Annotated in this window: 21 protein-coding genes (1 of these 21 cut by a window edge); 8 read left to right on the top strand and 13 right to left on the bottom strand. The window is 38.9% G+C overall.

Annotated features, from left to right (window positions below):
- Nucleotides 1–303, bottom strand: partial view of a DMT family transporter gene (locus tag MHB58_RS14930; RefSeq protein ID WP_065216285.1) — the 5' end (the start) only. The gene continues 588 nt to the left of window position 1, outside the view; only the first 303 of its 891 coding nucleotides appear in the window; its start codon is at nt 301–303; its stop codon lies off the left edge, out of view.
- Nucleotides 304–444: 141 nt separating this feature from the next.
- Between MHB58_RS14930 and MHB58_RS14935 the strand changes: the two genes are divergently transcribed.
- Entirely contained in the window at nt 445–1,164 is a 720-nt protein-coding gene (locus tag MHB58_RS14935) for an MgtC/SapB family protein (RefSeq protein WP_008408857.1), read from the top strand.
- A gap of 14 nt (nt 1,165–1,178) precedes the next feature.
- A complete protein-coding gene (locus tag MHB58_RS14940; protein ID WP_340735469.1) occupies nt 1,179–2,168 on the top strand; it encodes a cation diffusion facilitator family transporter in 990 nt (329 codons plus the stop codon).
- Between the two features lie 60 nt (nt 2,169–2,228).
- Here the strand turns inward: MHB58_RS14940 and MHB58_RS14945 are convergent, their stop codons facing one another.
- The 3 genes from MHB58_RS14945 to yugI all read right to left on the bottom strand — a co-directional run bounded on the left by MHB58_RS14945 (nt 2,229) and on the right by yugI (nt 5,310).
- On the bottom strand, nt 2,229–3,392 hold the full coding sequence (locus MHB58_RS14945; RefSeq protein ID WP_340735470.1) for an iron-containing alcohol dehydrogenase: 1,164 nt from the start codon (nt 3,390–3,392) through the stop codon (nt 2,229–2,231).
- A 68-nt stretch (nt 3,393–3,460) separates the two neighbouring features.
- Entirely contained in the window at nt 3,461–4,705 is a 1,245-nt protein-coding gene (locus MHB58_RS14950) for a Glu/Leu/Phe/Val family dehydrogenase (protein WP_008408851.1), read from the bottom strand.
- A gap of 230 nt (nt 4,706–4,935) precedes the next feature.
- A complete protein-coding gene (gene yugI, locus MHB58_RS14955) occupies nt 4,936–5,310 on the bottom strand; it encodes a S1 domain-containing post-transcriptional regulator GSP13 (protein WP_008408849.1) in 375 nt (124 codons plus the stop codon).
- Nucleotides 5,311–5,556: 246 nt separating this feature from the next.
- Here yugI and MHB58_RS14960 point away from each other — a divergent pair, with 246 nt between their 5' ends.
- Both MHB58_RS14960 and MHB58_RS14965 read left to right on the top strand, forming a co-directional pair.
- Nucleotides 5,557–6,885 (top strand): sodium-dependent transporter, encoded by a 1,329-nt coding sequence (locus MHB58_RS14960; RefSeq protein ID WP_008408847.1) that lies wholly within the window; start codon nt 5,557–5,559, stop codon nt 6,883–6,885.
- Between the two features lie 111 nt (nt 6,886–6,996).
- Complete coding sequence (locus tag MHB58_RS14965; RefSeq protein WP_008408845.1) at nt 6,997–7,203, top strand: helix-turn-helix domain-containing protein; 207 nt, start codon at nt 6,997–6,999, stop codon at nt 7,201–7,203.
- Nucleotides 7,204–7,239: 36 nt separating this feature from the next.
- Here MHB58_RS14965 and MHB58_RS14970 read toward each other — a convergent pair whose 3' ends face one another.
- Nucleotides 7,240–7,500: a YugE family protein gene (locus tag MHB58_RS14970; protein ID WP_173364534.1), complete on the bottom strand. Its 261-nt coding sequence runs from the start codon at nt 7,498–7,500 to the stop codon at nt 7,240–7,242.
- Between the two features lie 78 nt (nt 7,501–7,578).
- On the opposite strand from MHB58_RS14970, the gene MHB58_RS14975 reads away from it, so the two are divergent.
- A complete protein-coding gene (locus tag MHB58_RS14975) occupies nt 7,579–8,757 on the top strand; it encodes a MalY/PatB family protein (RefSeq protein ID WP_014823050.1) in 1,179 nt (392 codons plus the stop codon).
- 66 nt (nt 8,758–8,823) lie between these two features.
- Here the strand turns inward: MHB58_RS14975 and MHB58_RS14980 are convergent, their stop codons facing one another.
- Together MHB58_RS14980 and MHB58_RS14985 are read right to left on the bottom strand one after the other, a co-directional pair.
- A complete protein-coding gene (locus MHB58_RS14980) occupies nt 8,824–9,069 on the bottom strand; it encodes a hypothetical protein (protein WP_008408841.1) in 246 nt (81 codons plus the stop codon).
- Between the two features lie 22 nt (nt 9,070–9,091).
- Nucleotides 9,092–9,679 carry a peptidylprolyl isomerase gene (locus MHB58_RS14985; RefSeq protein WP_008408840.1) on the bottom strand — a complete coding sequence of 196 codons (588 nt, stop codon included), beginning with the start codon at nt 9,677–9,679 and terminating at the stop codon, nt 9,092–9,094.
- Between the two features lie 187 nt (nt 9,680–9,866).
- On the opposite strand from MHB58_RS14985, the gene MHB58_RS14990 reads away from it, so the two are divergent.
- Nucleotides 9,867–11,084, top strand: coding sequence for an MFS transporter (locus MHB58_RS14990; RefSeq protein WP_014823049.1), 1,218 nt, complete (start codon nt 9,867–9,869; stop codon nt 11,082–11,084).
- A 122-nt stretch (nt 11,085–11,206) separates the two neighbouring features.
- The gene (locus tag MHB58_RS14995) at nt 11,207–13,057 is read left to right on the top strand and encodes a transglycosylase domain-containing protein (RefSeq protein ID WP_340735471.1); all 1,851 of its coding nucleotides are present in this window, start codon (nt 11,207–11,209) and stop codon (nt 13,055–13,057) included.
- Between the two features lie 64 nt (nt 13,058–13,121).
- On the opposite strand, the gene MHB58_RS15000 is transcribed toward MHB58_RS14995, so the two are convergent.
- The 3 genes from MHB58_RS15000 to MHB58_RS15010 all read right to left on the bottom strand — a co-directional run bounded on the left by MHB58_RS15000 (nt 13,122) and on the right by MHB58_RS15010 (nt 15,591).
- A complete protein-coding gene (locus tag MHB58_RS15000; protein ID WP_008408837.1) occupies nt 13,122–13,682 on the bottom strand; it encodes a YufK family protein in 561 nt (186 codons plus the stop codon).
- A 94-nt stretch (nt 13,683–13,776) separates the two neighbouring features.
- The gene (locus MHB58_RS15005; protein WP_014823047.1) at nt 13,777–13,971 is read right to left on the bottom strand and encodes a hypothetical protein; all 195 of its coding nucleotides are present in this window, start codon (nt 13,969–13,971) and stop codon (nt 13,777–13,779) included.
- Between the two features lie 120 nt (nt 13,972–14,091).
- Nucleotides 14,092–15,591 (bottom strand): leucyl aminopeptidase, encoded by a 1,500-nt coding sequence (locus MHB58_RS15010; protein ID WP_340735472.1) that lies wholly within the window; start codon nt 15,589–15,591, stop codon nt 14,092–14,094.
- A gap of 157 nt (nt 15,592–15,748) precedes the next feature.
- On the opposite strand from MHB58_RS15010, the gene MHB58_RS15015 reads away from it, so the two are divergent.
- Nucleotides 15,749–16,228, top strand: coding sequence for a divergent PAP2 family protein (locus MHB58_RS15015; RefSeq protein WP_081483423.1), 480 nt, complete (start codon nt 15,749–15,751; stop codon nt 16,226–16,228).
- A 76-nt stretch (nt 16,229–16,304) separates the two neighbouring features.
- Here the strand turns inward: MHB58_RS15015 and MHB58_RS15020 are convergent, their stop codons facing one another.
- The 3 genes from MHB58_RS15020 to MHB58_RS15030 form a co-directional block, all read right to left on the bottom strand.
- A complete protein-coding gene (locus MHB58_RS15020) occupies nt 16,305–16,631 on the bottom strand; it encodes a YuiB family protein (RefSeq protein ID WP_008408831.1) in 327 nt (108 codons plus the stop codon).
- A gap of 123 nt (nt 16,632–16,754) precedes the next feature.
- Entirely contained in the window at nt 16,755–17,252 is a 498-nt protein-coding gene (locus MHB58_RS15025) for an NUDIX hydrolase (protein WP_340735473.1), read from the bottom strand.
- Between the two features lie 150 nt (nt 17,253–17,402).
- Complete coding sequence (locus tag MHB58_RS15030) at nt 17,403–18,614, bottom strand: NAD(P)/FAD-dependent oxidoreductase (protein WP_340735474.1); 1,212 nt, start codon at nt 18,612–18,614, stop codon at nt 17,403–17,405.
- Nucleotides 18,615–18,649: the final 35 nt, after the last annotated feature.

The raw sequence follows: 18,649 nt of genomic DNA on the forward strand, positions 1-18,649 counted from the left end.
TACTAACACTGTAGAACTGGCTACAGAAGTGTAATTTAATGATTCAAACCATAAAATAAAATGAAATGATAAAAATACCCCTGCGATTGATGAAAAGATCCAATCGCGTTTTGACAGCACTTTTATTTCATTTTTATATTTCATCAAAAACCACGGGAGCATAATCATTATCGAAAACAGCATACGGTAAAAGGCAATAACTCCAGCATCTGCACTTGAAAGTTTTACAAAAATCGCAGAAAGGGAAACAGAGATTACCCCAATAATAATAGGGATATACGGGTGGATTGGTGGTTTTTCCACTAAAATCCCTTCTTTCTATAATATATTATCTAATACGAAATATTTTGCGATACCTCATATCACATTATCAAACTATACCTTATTAAGAATTATTTTTCGAGAGGATTTGAATTCCATTTAACATGAAGGAGATGTTTGGATATGGAATGGTTAGCGAATGATAAATTTACGTTAGAAATTTTATTAAAATTATTAATTGCGGCTACACTAAGTTTAATTATTGGTATCGAAAGGGAATTGAAAAAGAAGCCAGTCGGTCTAAAGACCAGTTTAGTTATTGCAACGTTTAGTTGTTTACTTACGATTATCTCAATTGAGACTGCCTATTCAACACCTGCACGAGACGATATTAACATTACGATGGATCCATTGCGATTAGCTGCACAAATTGTAAGTGGTATTGGTTTTTTAGGTGCTGGTGTTATTTTGCGTAAGGGGAATGACAGTATAACGGGTCTTACAACAGCAGCAATGATTTGGGGAGCAGCCGGAATCGGAATTGCCGTAGGAGCTGGCTTTTATATTGAAGCTTTTATTACTGTGATTATTGTCGTACTGGGCATTGAACTACTGGCACCTTTTCTGTTTAGATTCGGTCCAAAACGTCTAAGAATGCGTGAAGTATCTTTAATTATCAATACCGACCAAGCAGATAATATAAAAAATCTCGTGGATTATTTGAGGGAGCATGATATGTATATTGATAATATTTCAATCAGGGATGTACCATTTTCTGATAAGCTGTTGCACGAAATCGATATACGATTGTCGACCGTCGAAACGAATCATACAATCGAACTTTACAACCGGCTGCGAAAGTTGGATTATGTAAGAAATATTAAAATAGAATATTTAGATTAACGGAGGAAAACGCAATGGGAGAACTATTTAAATTACTCAAGGATGGTAATAAACCGTCATTACTCGCTGCATTCGTCAATACATTTTTAGGAACGATTAAAGGAGTTGCGTTCTTCTTTACTGGAAATGTTGCGATGTTCGCCGAAATGATGCACTCTTTCGGGGATGCTGCAAACCAATTTTTCGTATTCATAGGCTCTGCCCTAGCAAAAAAGGCTCCTACTCCAAAATTCCCGAATGGTTACGGACGTATAGTTAACTTAGTCTGTTTGGGCGCCGTTTTAATTGTAGCAATCCTTTCATATGAAACAATTAAAGAAGGATGGCATCATTTTATGCATCCTGCAACGGAATCTTCAGGAGTTTTGATTGCTCTTGGTGTATTGGCAATTGGTATTATTCTAGAAGGTTTTGTTTTAAATAAAGCCGCAAAAGAAGTGCTTCATGAAGTTAGCGTAGAACCTAAAGGGATAATAATATTCCAGTCTGCAAAATATTTAAAGCGTGCAAAACCAGCGACAAAGCTTGTATGGATGGAAGACTTAGTGGCGACTTCAGGTAATGTCCTGGCGTTTTTAGCAATTATTATAGCATATTTCACCGAATTTTACCGATTAGAAGGATTTATTTCAATGGTAATCGGTTTAATGATGTTTTACGTAGTTGGCCGTGTCTTTTTAGATAATGCACGTGGGGCAATTGGAGAAACTGATGAGGAAATGCTTGTGCATATCGGAAATCTTGTGATGGAAGATCCTCATGTAACAGATATCGCACGACTTGAAGTAATTAAAGAAGGCGAATTCTTACATGTTGAACTTATTGCGGAAACAGATCCAAGTTTGTCTCTCGCCTATTTAGATGATGTACGCGATCATTTAACTACACTGCTGTTAAACCAAAAAGGTGTGACAAAAGTTACGTTGGCGTTCGATGAGGATAATGGAGAACGCAGCTGGACACATATCGCTACAAAACCCGAATCAGAAAAAGGCATGATTTAATTGAATCAAGTAAAAAGGAAGCTGGTCCCACTATCCGACCGCTTCCTTTTTTTCAAGTTCTTATAAAGACATTTCTAAAATTTTGCGTACATCCTCTGCTTCAAGTTTATTGAAGTTGCCGAATGGACCATATACTAGGCAATGCTCAACCATTTCTTCGAAGTGTGTAGCATCAATTTCATAGTCAGCTAAGCGATTCGGGGCACCAAGAGATGTCCAAAACGCTGATAATGCTTCAATACCTTCCAAACCAACTTGTTCCTCTGATTTGTTTGTCGGATCAATATTGAATACATTTACAGCTAATTTTGCAAAACGGGAAGGATTCACCTGTAAATTATGCTTCATCCAGTTCGGGAATAAAATAGCTAAGCCGCTTGCATGTGCAATATCGTAATATGCTGATACCGCATGCTCAATATTATGCGTTGCCCAGTCACCGCGTGAGCCTAATGCCAGGAAACCATTTAGGCCGATTGTTCCTGCAAGCATTAATGTTTCACGATGCTCATAGTTAGACGGATCTTTCAATGCTTTCGGTGCAACATCGATCAGCGTACGTAAAATCCCTTCGCTCATTTCATCTGTAATCGGTGTGTTTGTAGCATTGTTGAAATACTGTTCAAAGATATGAGACATTGTATCAACAACACCATTTACCGTTTGGTTTGCCGGCACTGAATAAGTATAGGATGGATCTAAAATCGAGAATTTCGGGAAAGTTGCCGGGCTACCCCAACCATACTTCTCTTTTGTTTCTAAGTTCGTAATAACCGAACCTGAGTTCATTTCAGATGCTGTCGCTGCTAATGTCAGGACTGTTGCTAATGGTAATGCTTCAGTTGCCATAACTTTTCTAGTTACGATATCCCAGGCATCCGCCTCCACTTTTGCACCTGCTACGATTAACTTAGAGCAGTCAATGACCGAACCGCCCCCTACCGCCAACACGATATCAATCTGATTTTCTTTACAAATTTCAATACCTTTACGTGCTGTTTCTACACGAGGGTTTGGTTCGACACCTGATAACTCAAATACATTCATGTTCAAGTCATTTAAAATGGCCATAATATCATCGTATACACCATTCGATTTAATACTTCCCCCACCATACACGATTAATATATTTTTTCCGTATTGCGGAAGTTCTTTTCTTAAATGTTCAATACTCCCTTTACCAAAATGAATTTTTACTGGATTATAAAATGAAAATTCGTTCATCATTAGTTCCCCCTATTTTCAAAAAAGTCCCACTCCAATAATAGGAGTGAGACTTAATAATATAATGTTTATACCCATCCACGGAAGCGAGAGGCCTCGGCAGTGCGGCGAACACCAACCATATATGCAGCCAAACGCATGTTAATATTACGGTTTTGAGCTGTTGTATAAACATTTTCAAATGCAGCAATCATTTTTGAATATAATTTTTCACGTACTTCTTCTTCCGTCCAATAATAACCCATATTGTTTTGTACCCATTCGAAGTAAGATACCGTTACACCACCAGCAGACGCTAAAACATCCGGAACAAGCAAAATACCGCGCTCTGTTAAAATTTTAGTTGCTTCAGCTGTAGTTGGACCGTTCGCTGCTTCTACAACGATGTTTGCTTTAATTTGATGTGCATTGTCCGCTGTAATTTGATTTTCAATAGCAGCAGGCACTAAAATATCGCAATCCAGTTCCAAAAGCTCTTTGTTTGAAATTGTATTTTCAAACAATGTAGTAACCGTTCCAAATGAATCGCGACGATCTAATAAGTAATCGATATCCAAACCGTTCGGATCATGCAACGCACCGTGTGCATCTGAAATACCAATAACTTTCGCACCTAAATCACTCATAAACTTCGCTAAGAAACTACCTGCGTTACCGAAGCCTTGAATAACCACTCGTGCGCCTTTAATATCAATATTACGTTTTTTTGCAGCTTCTTCGATCACAATTGTAACACCTTCTGCAGTTGCACGGTCGCGACCTTGTGAACCGCCAAGAACGATTGGTTTACCTGTAATGAATCCTGGCGAGTTAAATTCATCCATACGGCTGTACTCATCCATCATCCAAGCCATAATTTGAGCATTTGTAAATACGTCTGGTGCCGGAATATCCTTCGTCGGGCCAACTACTTGACTAATGGCACGAACATAGCCGCGGCTTAATCGTTCAATTTCACCCATTGACATTTCGCGTGGGTCACAGATAACGCCACCTTTCCCTCCGCCATATGGAAGGTCAACAATACCGCATTTTAACGTCATCCACATCGAAAGCGCTTTCACTTCCTCTTCCGATACCATCGGGTGGAAGCGTACGCCACCTTTTGTTGGACCTACTGCATCATTATGTTGTGCACGGTAACCAGTAAATACTTTTGTCGTACCGTCATCCATTTTTACAGGAATACGCACAGTCAACATACGAAGTGGTTCTTTCAGTAATTCATACATTGCTTCGTCATAGCCTAGTTTATTTAATGCCTCATGAATTACTTCTTGAGTTGATGTAAATAAGTTCAAATTTTCAGCCATTTTATAATTCGCCTCTTTAAATTTTGATGTATTTGGGTCTTTCCGCCAACATTGTAACATACTTTATTCAGAGTTTGTTAAATATTTAGCCACATTTTATACACTTTTAACAATTCCTTTGATAATTAACGAAGAAAGCGCTTTTTTCATGAAATTTGCTCAAAACTGACCTATTGTCTCCATATAAAAAACATGTCCAACTTATTAAAAATAAATTGAACATGTCCTGCTTAATGTCCAGATTGTTCGATCCAATCTTTCAATTTTTCCTTTAAAATTTGAAATCCATCCGCATCCACTTCATCGACCCGATCTTGTAAAGAACGCCGTGGCGGCATATCCCTTCTTCGGTGGAACGGTACTTCCTGCAGCTCGCGTATCGATAAGCTTATTTTTTTTTGATCTGTATCCACATCCAGAACTTTAACTTCTATTTCATCCCCGACGGATAAAAAATCACTTACATCCTTCACAAAACCGTATGTGATTTCAGAAATATGCACAAGTCCCTGCGTATATTCATCTAAAGCAACAAAAGCTCCGTATGGTTGAATTCCTGTCACTTTACCCGTTAGCACGTCACCCACTTCAATTTTTTTTGTCATACGTTGTTCCTACCTTCTTTTCGTATATACGTAAATGTCATGTTAAATTATAACATATGAGACGAGCTGTAACAAAGAATCGCTTTAATCTAGCGTTTTTAAGTCATTAAATAAGAGTCTATCTAAAAAAATGTAAAAATTTCTTCTCCTTCAATTTGCAGATTCAATAAATTCAAAAAACTTTTTGCTAAATACGTGAATCGTACTGTAAAATGAGTACTTGCATATATATGAGGAGGGTTTTTTTTGTCATCTAGAGATCAATTTACATCTAAGATAGGATTCATACTTGCGGCAGCAGGAAGCGCAATCGGTCTTGGCGCGATTTGGAAGTTCCCCTATATGGCGGGCACGAATGGCGGTAGTGTATTTATTATTTTGTTTGTTCTATGTACTATTTTAATTGGTTTACCGATATTAATTGCAGAATTTATGATTGGACGACGAGGTCAAAAAGATCCGATCACATCTTTTAAAGAGCAGGCTCCAAATAAACCATGGTTTATGATCGGTTGGATTGGCCTTGTTGCATGCGGGTTAATATTATCCTTCTATAGTGTTGTAGGTGGTTGGATATTAAGCTATATACTTCGGGCTGTTAGTTTTTCACTTACAGGTCAAGGGGTAAATTTCAGCACTTTGTTCACGGATATTATTTCAAACCCATGGGAAGTATTAATCGCACAGGCTGCTTTCATGCTTTTAACATTATTCATTGTACAAGCTGGAATAAAAAACGGGATTGAAACAGCAAGTAAATGGATGATGCCGATTCTATTCTTATTTTTCATTTTACTGTTTATTCGTTCTATTACATTGGATGGTGCGATGGAAGGCGTTAAATTCATGTTCGTTCCGGACTGGTCATACCTAAGCGGCGATACTTTAATGTTAGCGTTAGGTCAAGCGTTCTTCTCTCTTAGTATTGGAGTTGCGGCAATGATAACATACGCATCTTATTTATCTAAGAAAGAAAAAATTGTAACTTCCGCTGTAAATGTTGCGAGTATGAATATTGCGATTTCTTTATTGGCAGGCCTTGTTATATTTCCTGCAGTATTCGCATTAGGCTTTTCTCCTACAGAGGGACCTGGCTTAGTATTTATAATGATCCCAGCGGTTTTTGAACAATTGCCATTTGGCGGATTTTTATTGCTGGTATTTTTCATCTTACTCCTGTTTGCAACAGTTACATCAGCGATTGCATTACTGGAAGTGGTCGTTTCAATCGGTATTCGAGAAAAAACAGCTCAGCGTAAAAAAGCCTCTTGGTTATTAGCATCGATTATTTTTATTGTCGGTATCCCCAGTGCTTTGTCATTCGGAATTTTATCGGACATCACCATTTTCGAACGGTCTATTTTTGACTTTGTTGATTATGTAACAAGCGCGATTTTAATGCCGATCGGTGCCTTTTTAACTTCTATTTTTGCCGGATATTATTATTCAAAGAAAATTTCTCGTGAAGAAATGCAGGCATCCCCAATTGTTTATAATTGCTGGTTGTTTATTGTACGTTATGTAGCCCCACTTTCAATTGCGGCTATCTTTATTAATAAAGTTTTCTTTAGTTAAACTTGAAAAACTTGTCCGATTTAAAAATCGGACAAGTTTTTTTTATAATTTAGAGGACTTTATAAGTTGTTGTTCATATGATAGTAAACATATACGGGGAGGAGATGGGAAATGAAATTGCAGTTTCAGGAACAGATGAAAACTTTACGTTCGGAAAAGAATTTATCAATTGAAGAGCTTTCATTACGAACACAAATCAGTATTGAAAAACTGACAGCCTACGAAAACGGTGAGCAAATTCCTTCAACCCAAACCATACTAATTTTATCAACTATTTTGGAAGTTCCGGTTTTGAACTTAATTGACGGACTACATTAAAATGCGGGCGACCTCAGCTTACAGGTCGCCTGCTTTTTATATAATACACTTCGCTTCGAATTTTACGGCAATTAATTTATAAGCGATTGCAACACATTGCTCGAATGGAATCCATTGTTCAAAAGAGTATTCATAAACTCTTTGAATGACTTTTGCCAATGTTGTTGGATCGTCAATATTTTGAAGTGCAGCGACAACATCTGCCGTTTCAGTAGAATAACTATCGGTACCGTAGCTAAAAGGGTCCCACTGTTCCAATAAATGTACACATTTTTGATTCATTTCAATATTATCCATTTGATTCACCTAACTACCTCTTATAATAGTAAGTATGATACCATAATTTGAAAGAAATCATAAGAAAAGAGGATTCAAATGTCTATTTTTAATAAAGTTCATGATCGTCGCGGTTCCGCATCTGTAAAATGGGATATGATGAATGTCGTTTACAATCTGAAAGATAATACTACAGAACTACTGCCGATGTGGGTAGCAGATATGGACTTCCCTCCACCTGCAGCTTTAACAGAAGCACTAAAGGCTCGATTGGAGCACCCTATTTTTGGCTATACATTTGCTGACAACGATGTAAAAAATGCAATTGTTCATTGGTATAAAACGCGCCACCAATGGACGATTGATCCTAACACAATTATTTTCCAGCCTGGTGTTGTGCCAGCAATCGCGACCATTATCGAAACCTTTACAGAGGTTGGTGATAAAATCGGTATGTCCACTCCAGCATACCCACCATTTACCAATGTACCGGCTGCTCAGAAACGTGAAGTCGTAACATGTGAATTAACTGAACAAAATGGTCATTATACGATGGATTTTGCTGAGCTTGAAGAAATATTCCGCGCCGGTATTAAACTATTTGTTTTATGTAATCCGCATAACCCGATCGGTATTGTTTGGAGCCGTGAAGAGCTGGAGCAGTTAGTCGCACTATGTGTTCAATACGATGTCTATCTATTATCCGATGAAATTCATGCGGATATTTCAATACAAAAATCATATACGCCTGTATTAACGTTAGCGAATGCAAACGAGGCAAAAATTATCACATGTATTGCACCAACAAAAACGTTTAATATTGCCGGAATTCATGCCGCAATGATTGTTGCATCAGACCGTAAACTATTTACGGCAATCGAGAAAAATACACAGGCACACGGTAATTTAGGTTTAAATACATTTGCTTCGACTGCTGTAAAGGCTGTCTATTCAGAAGGAGCAGCGTGGTTGGACGATCTTCTTGTTTATATAAAAAACAATATGGAATATGTTGCGAAAGAATTGAACGCTATTGAAGGACTTGATGTGGAAATTCCCGATGCGACGTATTTAATGTGGATTGACTATCGTAAAACAGGGATTGAAGAAAAGGAACTAATGGCACGACTTCTATCAGTAGGACTAGTTGCGCTAGATCCAGGGACAAAATATGGGGAAGCAGGAAGAGGCTTCTTACGTATCAATGTAGCTTGTCCATTCGAACTGTTGCAGGACGGGGTTGAACGCATTAAAAGAACGATGGCAACATTTGAATAATGAATCAAAGGGGCAGCCTGGAAATATTAATTTCCGGACTGCCCCATTTTTATTACATCATTTTGATTATTGCTTTTGATATTCCTCCTTAGCGTTTTCTTTAGCGATACGCGCATCACGTTCTTTTAATGCGCGTTCTTCCAAAATTTTAGCCTGTGCTGCTTGGCGAGCAGCGATGCGGCGGATGAACCGGAATGTAACAAAAACAATAATCAGTAATATAGCGAATTCAATTGCAGCTGGAAGATAAAGTGATTTGTCTTCCGGGAAATATAAAAAGCCACCAGAGAAATTCATTAAAAATTGGTTCACTAGCCCACACGTCCTTTAAAAATTAGTCAATTACTGTGATTGACTCAATCTTAACATCTTCTTTAGGCTTATCGTGCATATTTCGGTCAACTTTAACAATATTGTCAACAACATCCATACCTTCAACAACTTGGCCAAATACTGTATGTTTGCCGTCTAACCACGGTGTACCGCCGTTTTGTTTGTAAAATTCTACTTCATCTTTTGACCAGCCGCGCACTTCCATCTGTTTTAACATCGATACTTCAACTTGTGGTGCTTGAACGATAAAGAATTGAGAACCGTTCGTACCAGGGCCCGCATTTGCCATAGATAATGCGCCGCGGATATTCATTAACTCAGGCACACATTCATCTTCGAATGTGCCGCCCCAAATAGACTCGCCGCCCATACCAGTACCAGTTGGATCGCCACCTTGAACCATGAAGTTCGGAATTACACGGTGGAAAATAATACCGTTATAGTAACCTGATTTTGCATGACCTAAAAAGTTTTCAACTGTTTTTGGTGCGTGCTCCGGGAATAATTTAATTTTGATTGAACCCATAGTTGTGTTCATTTCTACCATTACTTCACCTGGATTTAGTTCTTTCGATAATTGTGGAAACATTTTTGTCTCTCCTTTAAATAAAATGTGGAATGGATGGGTATAGGTATAGAACCAAACTTCCCCTTTAATACCAAGTCCCAGTTTACCATAACTCTAATATTTTAAGCCACTATGTTGCGAAGGACTTCCTTCGTATTACGAAATAAGCTATACTATATTTTAATAAAAAAGGAAGAATGTGATACTTTTGAAAAATATGCGACATAATTTCATCATCATTTTAGTAGCAAACTTTATTGTTGCAGCGTCTGTTACGATGATTATGCCGTTTTTATCTTTATATATTGATACGCTCGGTGATTTTTCCGATGACTATGTCCAAACATGGGCGGGCATAATCTTTGCGGCTACATTTATTACCGCATTTTTAATGTCCCCGATTTGGGGGAGAATTGCTGACAAATACGGGTACAAGCCTATCATGATCATCAACTGTTTTGGTGTGGGGTTAAGTATCTTTTTAATGGGCTATGTTCAAAATGTCGAGCAGTTTTTTGTATTGCGACTTGCAATGGGTGTTGTAACAGGCTTTATCCCTACTTCCATTGCATTTATCAGTAAACATACCCCAAAGGAAGTTGCCGGAAAGACGCTTGGGACATTGCAGATGGGAAGTGTCGGCGGGACATTATTCGGTCCTGTATTAGGAGGCTTGATGGCAGATACTTTTGGCTTTAAATATACATTTCTCATTACCGCAGTCACAATTACAATTGCAGCAACTATTATCATTTTCGGAATTCATGAACCGGCCATTATCCGAAAAGTTAAGAATGCCATTTATTCACGGAAAAACGTAATTTGGGCCATTTTCCATCACCGCCTCATATTAAATGTTATGTTCGTAACTTCTCTCATTCAGATCGGGAACTTTAGTATTCAGCCATTGCTGTCCCTATACGTATCTGAACTTACCCCTTCTCAGGAAGTAGCAATGCTCGCTGGTGTTACATTCAGTGCTGCAGGGCTTGGTAATATATGTTTCGCTAGATTTTGGGGGAAATTAGCTGACCATTATGGTTATGAACGGATTTTATCGTACTTGTTAATATTGGCTGTTATTTTCATCATTCCGCAGGCTTTCGTTACAGAGTTATGGCAGCTGATCATACTACGGTTCTTATTCGGAATTATATCCGGCGGTCTAATCCCGATTACATCCGCGCTTATTCGCCGTGAAGCACCGATTGAAGTACAAGGTGAAATTATGGGCTATAACCAGAGTTTCCGTTTCCTTGGCAATATAATCGGGCCGGTATTAGGCGGGGTTGTAGCAAGCCTAGGAGGAATCCACTCCGTATTTTATACGACCGGCCTGCTATTTTTTATCGGCTTTGTCATTATGTCTTTTTTGAAAAAGCTCCCAGTTCAGTATATGGACGAGATGTTAAAAAAACATGGTTAAATGTTCAATGTTTATATGGTATCCTTAAAAAAACAACAGATGATTACGCATGATACGTTTTCATTTTGTTGTTTTTATTTTGGACAATTTTATTGAAGATCCTAGTTAGGGGCCAATCATCCATGAAACAACTTTTCGGCTACATTGTCATTTTATGTAGCATTCCTATACTTCTCCTAATCGGTAATGCGGCTTGGAAGGAAATGGCGAAAGCGGAGCAGTATGAACAATTAATCAAGCGATCTATTGAACTTCCTGAAGTAACTTCTACATCGCCCATCACTTTATATGATGCAAACAGTAAAATTTTTAGTGAAGAATATACTGAATGGTCACAGCCACTTGCGCTGGATGAAATTCCTGAAATCGCAAAACAGCTATTTATATTCAGTGAAGATGAAAGTTTTTATCAACATATCGGTTTTGATGTGAGTGCAATCGCCCGTGCACTCATCGCAAATAAATCGGAACAGTCAATCCAACAGGGCGGTTCCACCATTACACAACAGCTTGTCCGCATGCGTTATTTAACAACAGACAAAACATATGAGCGGAAATTAATGGAGCTTTTTTACGCCTACGAAATTGAAAAATCTTTTTCAAAAGACGAAATCTTTGAAATGTACTTAAATGAAATGTATTTCAGCAATCAAGTATATGGAATCGGCGCTGCGGCAACTTTTTATTTCAATCGGCCGTTATCAAAACTTTCTATTGCCGAAATCGCTTTTATCTCGGCTATTCCGAACAATCCCTCATTATATGATCCGGTCGTGCATTTTGAAAATACAAAAAGCAGGCAGGAACGATTAATCGATAAACTAACCGAACATCGGGTTATTACAGCGGATGAGGCAAATACATTTAAAAATGAACCGATCCAGTTAAATATAAAGCAAAAAGCCCAGCAATATCCGAGTTACAGTACATTCGTTTTACAAGAACTGAAATGGCTGATTGCCGAACAAACGGGTTACCGTGAAAAAATCGACAATACGTCAGATAAATTGGAAAAGGAGTTTCTACAGTTAGAATTGCAGAAAAAAACAGAAGCTATTTTACGTCAAGGAGTTCATGTATATACTGCGCTACAACCTGATAAACAGCGGCAGGACGAGGCAGCCATTAATCAAATTTTACCGAAAACGGATTTACAGGCGAGCGCAACGATTATTGATAATGAAACACGCGAAGTGATCAGCATTTTTGGCGGAAAGAATTATAGAAAGCATGACTTGCACCGTGCATTCCAATCACCAAGACAGCCGGGTTCTGCATTTAAGCCGATCAGTGTGTTTGCTCCTTACTTTGAAGAAACTTCCGCTACGCCTTATTCGATCGTAAATGGCGGTCCGTACTGTGTCGGGAATTTTTGCCCGGACAACTATGGACGCATTTGGTACAACAACATTACAGTGGAAACCGCATTCAAAAACAGTATTAATACAAGTGCTTTACGTTTGTTTAATTCCATAGGGGTTGATACAGCATTTCGTTATATTAACCGCTTCAATTTCGAATCGATCATAGAAAAAGACCGGACATTTGCCGCAGCATTGGGCGGATTAACATATGGTGTGACTTCACTGGAAATGGCCGATGCATACTCCAGCTTTATCGATGGCTATTACCTGCCTGTCCATAGCATTCGGAAAGTAACGGATTTAACAGGGGAAACGATTTTTAGCTGGTCGCACAAACGGGATGAAATATGGTCTGCATCGACAACGAAAACGATGCGCAGCCTTTTGAATGAAACGGTGGCTACCGGTACCGGGCGAGGTCTTTATAGCTCATCCGGCTATATCGGAGCCAAGACCGGAACGACGAATGAATTTAAAGATTATTGGGTTGCCGGGTTGACGAATGATTATACGGCAGCTGTATGGATCGGTTATGATCAGCCTCGTTCAATGGAAGCAATCGAACGCGCAAAAATTCATTTTTCTATATTCAATGCAATAACAGAATAAAAAAAAGCTTGTTAGTTTTAAATAGCGCACCTCCCCCGCTAAATCCTAACAAGCTTTTTTTATACTATGCGAACGGTAAGCTCGCGAGAATCCCGTTGTACAGCTTAATAACGGCATAGACGACAAGAGCCAGTAAAAGAAACCAGGTAAGTACTTCAAAAAAGATTAAACCGATCACACCTGCAATGGACATGTACTGACTCTTCTTATAAACGTTATAAATAAAATAACAAAAAATCGTGAACACAAAAATGCCGACTAAAATTAGTAAGGATTGACTTCCAATTACCGAAGCAAATGCTCCAAAAAAGAAGATGACATATCCACCGCGTGCTGCATGGATCGTTTGCCCTTCTTTATCTTTTGAGAAGAACAGCATTCCAAGCTCATGAATCGTTTCCCCGATCAGCTTCAATGCTGAAAAAATCATGAAAAATAGTAGTACAAATACAATCAGTAATACGAAACGCAGCTCCAGATCCGATAAAAATTCACGCATTCCATTATAGACGCCGATTGCATGAAGCAATTGTAGTGATTCTGATATGGCTAACATACTGAAAGAAAAACTGAATAAAATGATTGTAATGAATGGTAAGTAGCCATATAAATATGGATTTTTCATAATTTTGGTCCCTCAAAACTCGTAATATTTCTCTTTCTCATCATAGCTAACTATGAGGGGACGAGCAAGCCTCTCCTTATCAACTTCCGCATACTTACCAGTAGCGTCTCGGATAGCGCGGATAATAAGGTGGATAGTAGTAATTAGGCGGATACGGTTGATAATACGGCGGATATGGTCCGTAACGATTATTCAATGAACCTCCTAAAAAACCTCCTAAAAAGCTCCCTAAAAACGGAACCCCAAATGGATATCCGAATCCAAAACCTGGATTATAGCGATTAACCATGTTCATGTCCTCCTCCCTTATGAATAGTGTATTCATAATTATGAGAGCCGCTAGTCACCCGCCTAAAAATGAAAAAGATGCTTTGCAAGTTTTTCCTTGCAAAGCATCCAGGAGGATTAATTAGTTATCGCGTAATTCTACTAATGCTGCCAAAGTACGTACCATTGCGCCTGTGCCGCCTTTTGGTCCTAATGCATGCGGTGCATCCGCATCAGATGTCCCTGCTATATCAAGATGAACCCAAGGCGTACCCTCTGCAAACTCTCCAACAAAGCCACCGCCGAAAATCATATGGCCGTCACGACCCGGCGAGTTATTTAAATCTGCAACTTCCGATTTACGGATACGCTTTTTATCGCTTTCTGTTAATGGTAAGCGCCATACAAACTCGCCTGTTTCAAGCGCCGCACCCATAAACTCTTCGAAAAATTCCTCGTTATTTGTTAAAGCACCTGTTTTATCTTTCCCTAATGCTACAATTACGCCACCAGTTAATGTTGCAACATCGATTAAATAGTTGGCACCTTGCTGCTTTGCATATGTCATGGCATCTGCCAATACTAAACGGCCTTCTGCATCTGTATTTAATACTTCCACTGTTTTGCCGTTGTACATTGTAATGACATCATCCGGCTTAAATGCATCCCCTGATACCATATTGTCTGTAGAACCGATGACAGCAACGACATTTTGTTTCGGACGAGTTTCACCGATAATGCGCATTGCACCAAGAACTGCAGCAGCACCGCCCATATCACCTTTCATGCCAACCATGCCTTCACGCGGTTTTAATGAGTAGCCGCCTGTATCGTATGTTACCCCTTTTCCGACAAAGCCGATGACATCTTCCCATTCAGGTTTTCCTTGGTATTTCAGTGTAATTAAACGTGGCTCTTCTACAGACCCTTTATTGACAGATAAAATACCGCCCATACCCAATTCTTCCATTTGGGCTTTATTTAATACTTCGACTTCTAAGCCATAAATATGGGCAAGCTCTGTTGCATAGTCTGCTAAGTCACTTGCTGTCAGTAAATTAGGAGGTAAGTTGATTAATGTACGCGCTTCATTTACAGCATCCGCATAAATTTTCCCGACTTCAAAATTTCCAATGACATCTTCCATATTTGCTTCTGTCACAAATTGAATTTGATCAAAATACGTATTCGGCTCATTTGAAGACGTTTTATAATTTTGTACGGAATAATAACCTAAATTCAAACCTTCACCAGCTAAATACGCGACTTCCGCTTCTTCCAACTGATCTGTTGTAAAAGATTCTACCCAAACTGCCGCGTCGCTTACTTTTGCCGCTTTCAATTCTTTACCAACAGCTGCAAATACCTCACGTAATTCGTTTGCTGTTATATTTTTGCGTTCACCGATACCGACAAAGTAAATACGTTTAAGTGAAGAATGACTGCCCGAATACGGCAATTTCGTAATTTTTTTAACGTCCGACGAAATTTCGCCTGCATGAAGCCATGTGTCAATGACATCTCCATAAAATTCACTAAACGCTGACCAGTTTTTCATTTGCTCACGATGCTTTTGTACTCCGATAATCAATGTTTCAGAAGTTTGTGTTTCAAATGTTTTAGCTGCTGATTCAATATTCATAGTTTAAAACCTCCTAATGTATAGTTTTATTATATACAAAACTGTTTAATTCGGGTAACGAAACATCCAATAATTTTTATTTTTCTGTGAGTTTAAATTCAAACGTATGTAGGGAAAATGATATAATTATAGCAATGAGGAGAAAGTAGGTGTAATTATCGAACTTCTACAAAATACGCCACTTTGGCTTGGGGTTTTTGCGATTATTTTTGCGCAAGTTTTAAAAGTACCGATTCATTTTATCATAACGAGAAAAGTGGATTGGAGCTTGTTGACATCTACTGGCGGAATGCCGAGTTCCCATTCTGCAGCTGTGACAAGTGTTGCTACGGCAGTTGGTATTGAGACCGGATTCGATTCACCGACTTTTGCTGTTGCAGCGATGCTGGCAGGAATTGTCATGTACGATGCGAGTCATGTACGCTTTCAGGCTGGACAACATGCTGCGGTTTTAAACGAACTGCGCCACGATCTTCGGTTGTTTTTTGATGAAATTAAGCGCTGGCCGGAAATGAATGAGCAAGAAAAAATAGAGGATTTAAAAACATTATTAGGTCATAAAAAAAGTGAAGTATTCGTCGGAGGATTTGCAGGGATTGTTTTTGCTGCTTTATGGTACACCATTCAAATATTATAAAATAGGAGTTATGTTAAAGGTCAAACCGGCTTTAACATAACTCCATATTTTTTTGCAGGCAATCCGCTGAAGTAACCTAAAACATGCGATATCCTGCTTTTCGCAGTGCAATCATGACAAAGCCGGATACGATTGCCCCGCCAAAACCACCTGCTAAGATGATGATATCAACGAGCTGTAATGCCTGAATTTTATCGATTAAAGCCGGAAATGCTGTCCCCGCTTTAAAGAAATAATCTAAAAAACTTACTTCATCAATGATAAAAACTACGACAACCGGATAGACAATTGCCATCAACCATGTCATCCGCAATAACATATTCAATAAAAAGCCGATTCCGAAAAACATGACAAAAAATAATACGACGGAAATGATTACTTGTACTAACGAAACATCATTCATGTTATGTATACCCCCATTAATCTATCATAATTTTACATGATATAACGGGTCCTTTCAATTCAACATCCAAAATAACGTATAGAATACTAATATTGTCAAAATTCCTTCATAAAGTAAATAGTTTTATTTTTTGAAAAACAGATGATATTCGCTATAGCCAAATACATCTCCCGGGTTCACACCTTCAATAATCGGGTGAATATGTTGTGCTGCATGCTGGTTAGCCATTTCTCTGAGCATGACCGATGACAGTTCATGATGGATAATCTCATTTGGTGCCATCCAGCATGCTTCACCGATTTCTCTTTCCTGCAAAGTAAATGGCTGGTCATTACCGACTGGCTTACAATAAAAAATCGCCATATTGTCACTAATATCATTCAAAATTACACCGGAACGGAAACCCACTAGTCCCTTTACTTCACAAACAATTCCCGTCTCCTCCAACACTTCACGCGTGACAGCATTCGTAACGGTTTCGGCTGGCTGGACAAATCCTGCCGGTAGGGACCATGCCCCTTTTAGTCCCCCATATGTTTTTTTGACGAGCAGCCACTCTCCTGCTGAATTTTCTACAATTGCAGCCACTCCAAGCCATACTTTTCCACGATCCTTTTTCATTAACATCAATCCCCTTTGCTATGCTGATAAGGTCCGGTATCTAGTCTCCCGCTTATCCTTTTCTCCCGGTTTAATAATTACTACCTGAATGTGGGATAAAAAAACTTGCAAAGGATGCGTTATACACTCGTTTGCAAGTTTGAAGTTTGTTTATATAAATTTAAATTTCCCTTTTTTCAATGTTAAGCCGACACCGCCGACTAAATATAATGCGCGGTCGTCTACGACTTTCTTTAACGCGGATGCAGGTTTACCTGTAAATTTACGACCGAATGCTGTTCCGATTGCATCTTCCTGACCTAATGAACAAACAGCCCCCTTATCATCGTAAACAAATACTTCTGTCGGTTCATCATTCATTATATGTTTAATATTTTTCGCAATAATAGCACCTTGTTGCATCGCAATTTGAGCTGTTGGCGGATAAGGTCTGCCAGTTTCCTCATTCAGTAAAAATGCACAGTCTCCTACGATAAAGACATCGTCAAAGCCCGGTGCGCGCATATCTTCATGAACTGCAATACGTGCACGGTTTGATTCAATACCGGAAGACTCGATTAAAGCATTTCCACGTACTCCCGCAGCCCAAACAACGGTACCGGCTTTAATGAATTCCGTGTTTCCTTCATCCTTTTTAATTTTCACACCTTCTGCAGTTGCTTCCACAATAGGTGTACCGATTAAAAATTCCACACCTTTTTTACGTAACTGTTCCTGTGCATAATTGACTAACTCCGGATCAAATCCTGGTAATACAGTCGGTGCTGCCTCTACGCAAAGAAGGCGTACTTTTTCCTGTGGGATATCAAATTCTCTGCATAGTTCAGGAATCCGGTTACCGAGCTCCCCTAAAAATTCAATTCCTGTAAAACCGGCACCGCCTACGACAATCGTAAGCTTACTGTCGTCTTTTACTTCACCCAAAATCCAAGAAGCAAACTGATATTCGATATGCTCACGGACTTGGCGAGCGGTATTAATATTCGTCAATGATAATGCATGTTCCTTCAGGCCGGGAATTCCGAATGTTTCCCCTTCGAATCCTAAGCCGATCACTAAATAATCATACGTAAACTCACCGGCAGATGTCTCTACTTTCTTTGTGTTGACATCAATGTTTTCTACATTTGCGATGACAAACGTTACATTGTCATTAATCACTTTTGAAATCGGATAACGTGCTTTATCCGGTGAAATCGTACCTGCCCCTACTTCATGCAGCCAAGTTGTTTCATAATGATAGTCGTTTTTGTTCACTAAAATAATTTCTGCTTCGTGTGTATTGATTAACTTTTGAAGATTTACAATTGTAGTTAATCCCCCGTAACCCGCGCCTAATACTAAAATAGTCGGTCTCTTCATTCAATCAAACCCCTTCATTTTAATGAACCGGCGCT

The sequence above is a fragment of the Solibacillus sp. FSL K6-1554 genome, assembly GCF_038005185.1.
GTDB lineage: Bacteria > Bacillota > Bacilli > Bacillales_A > Planococcaceae > Solibacillus > Solibacillus silvestris.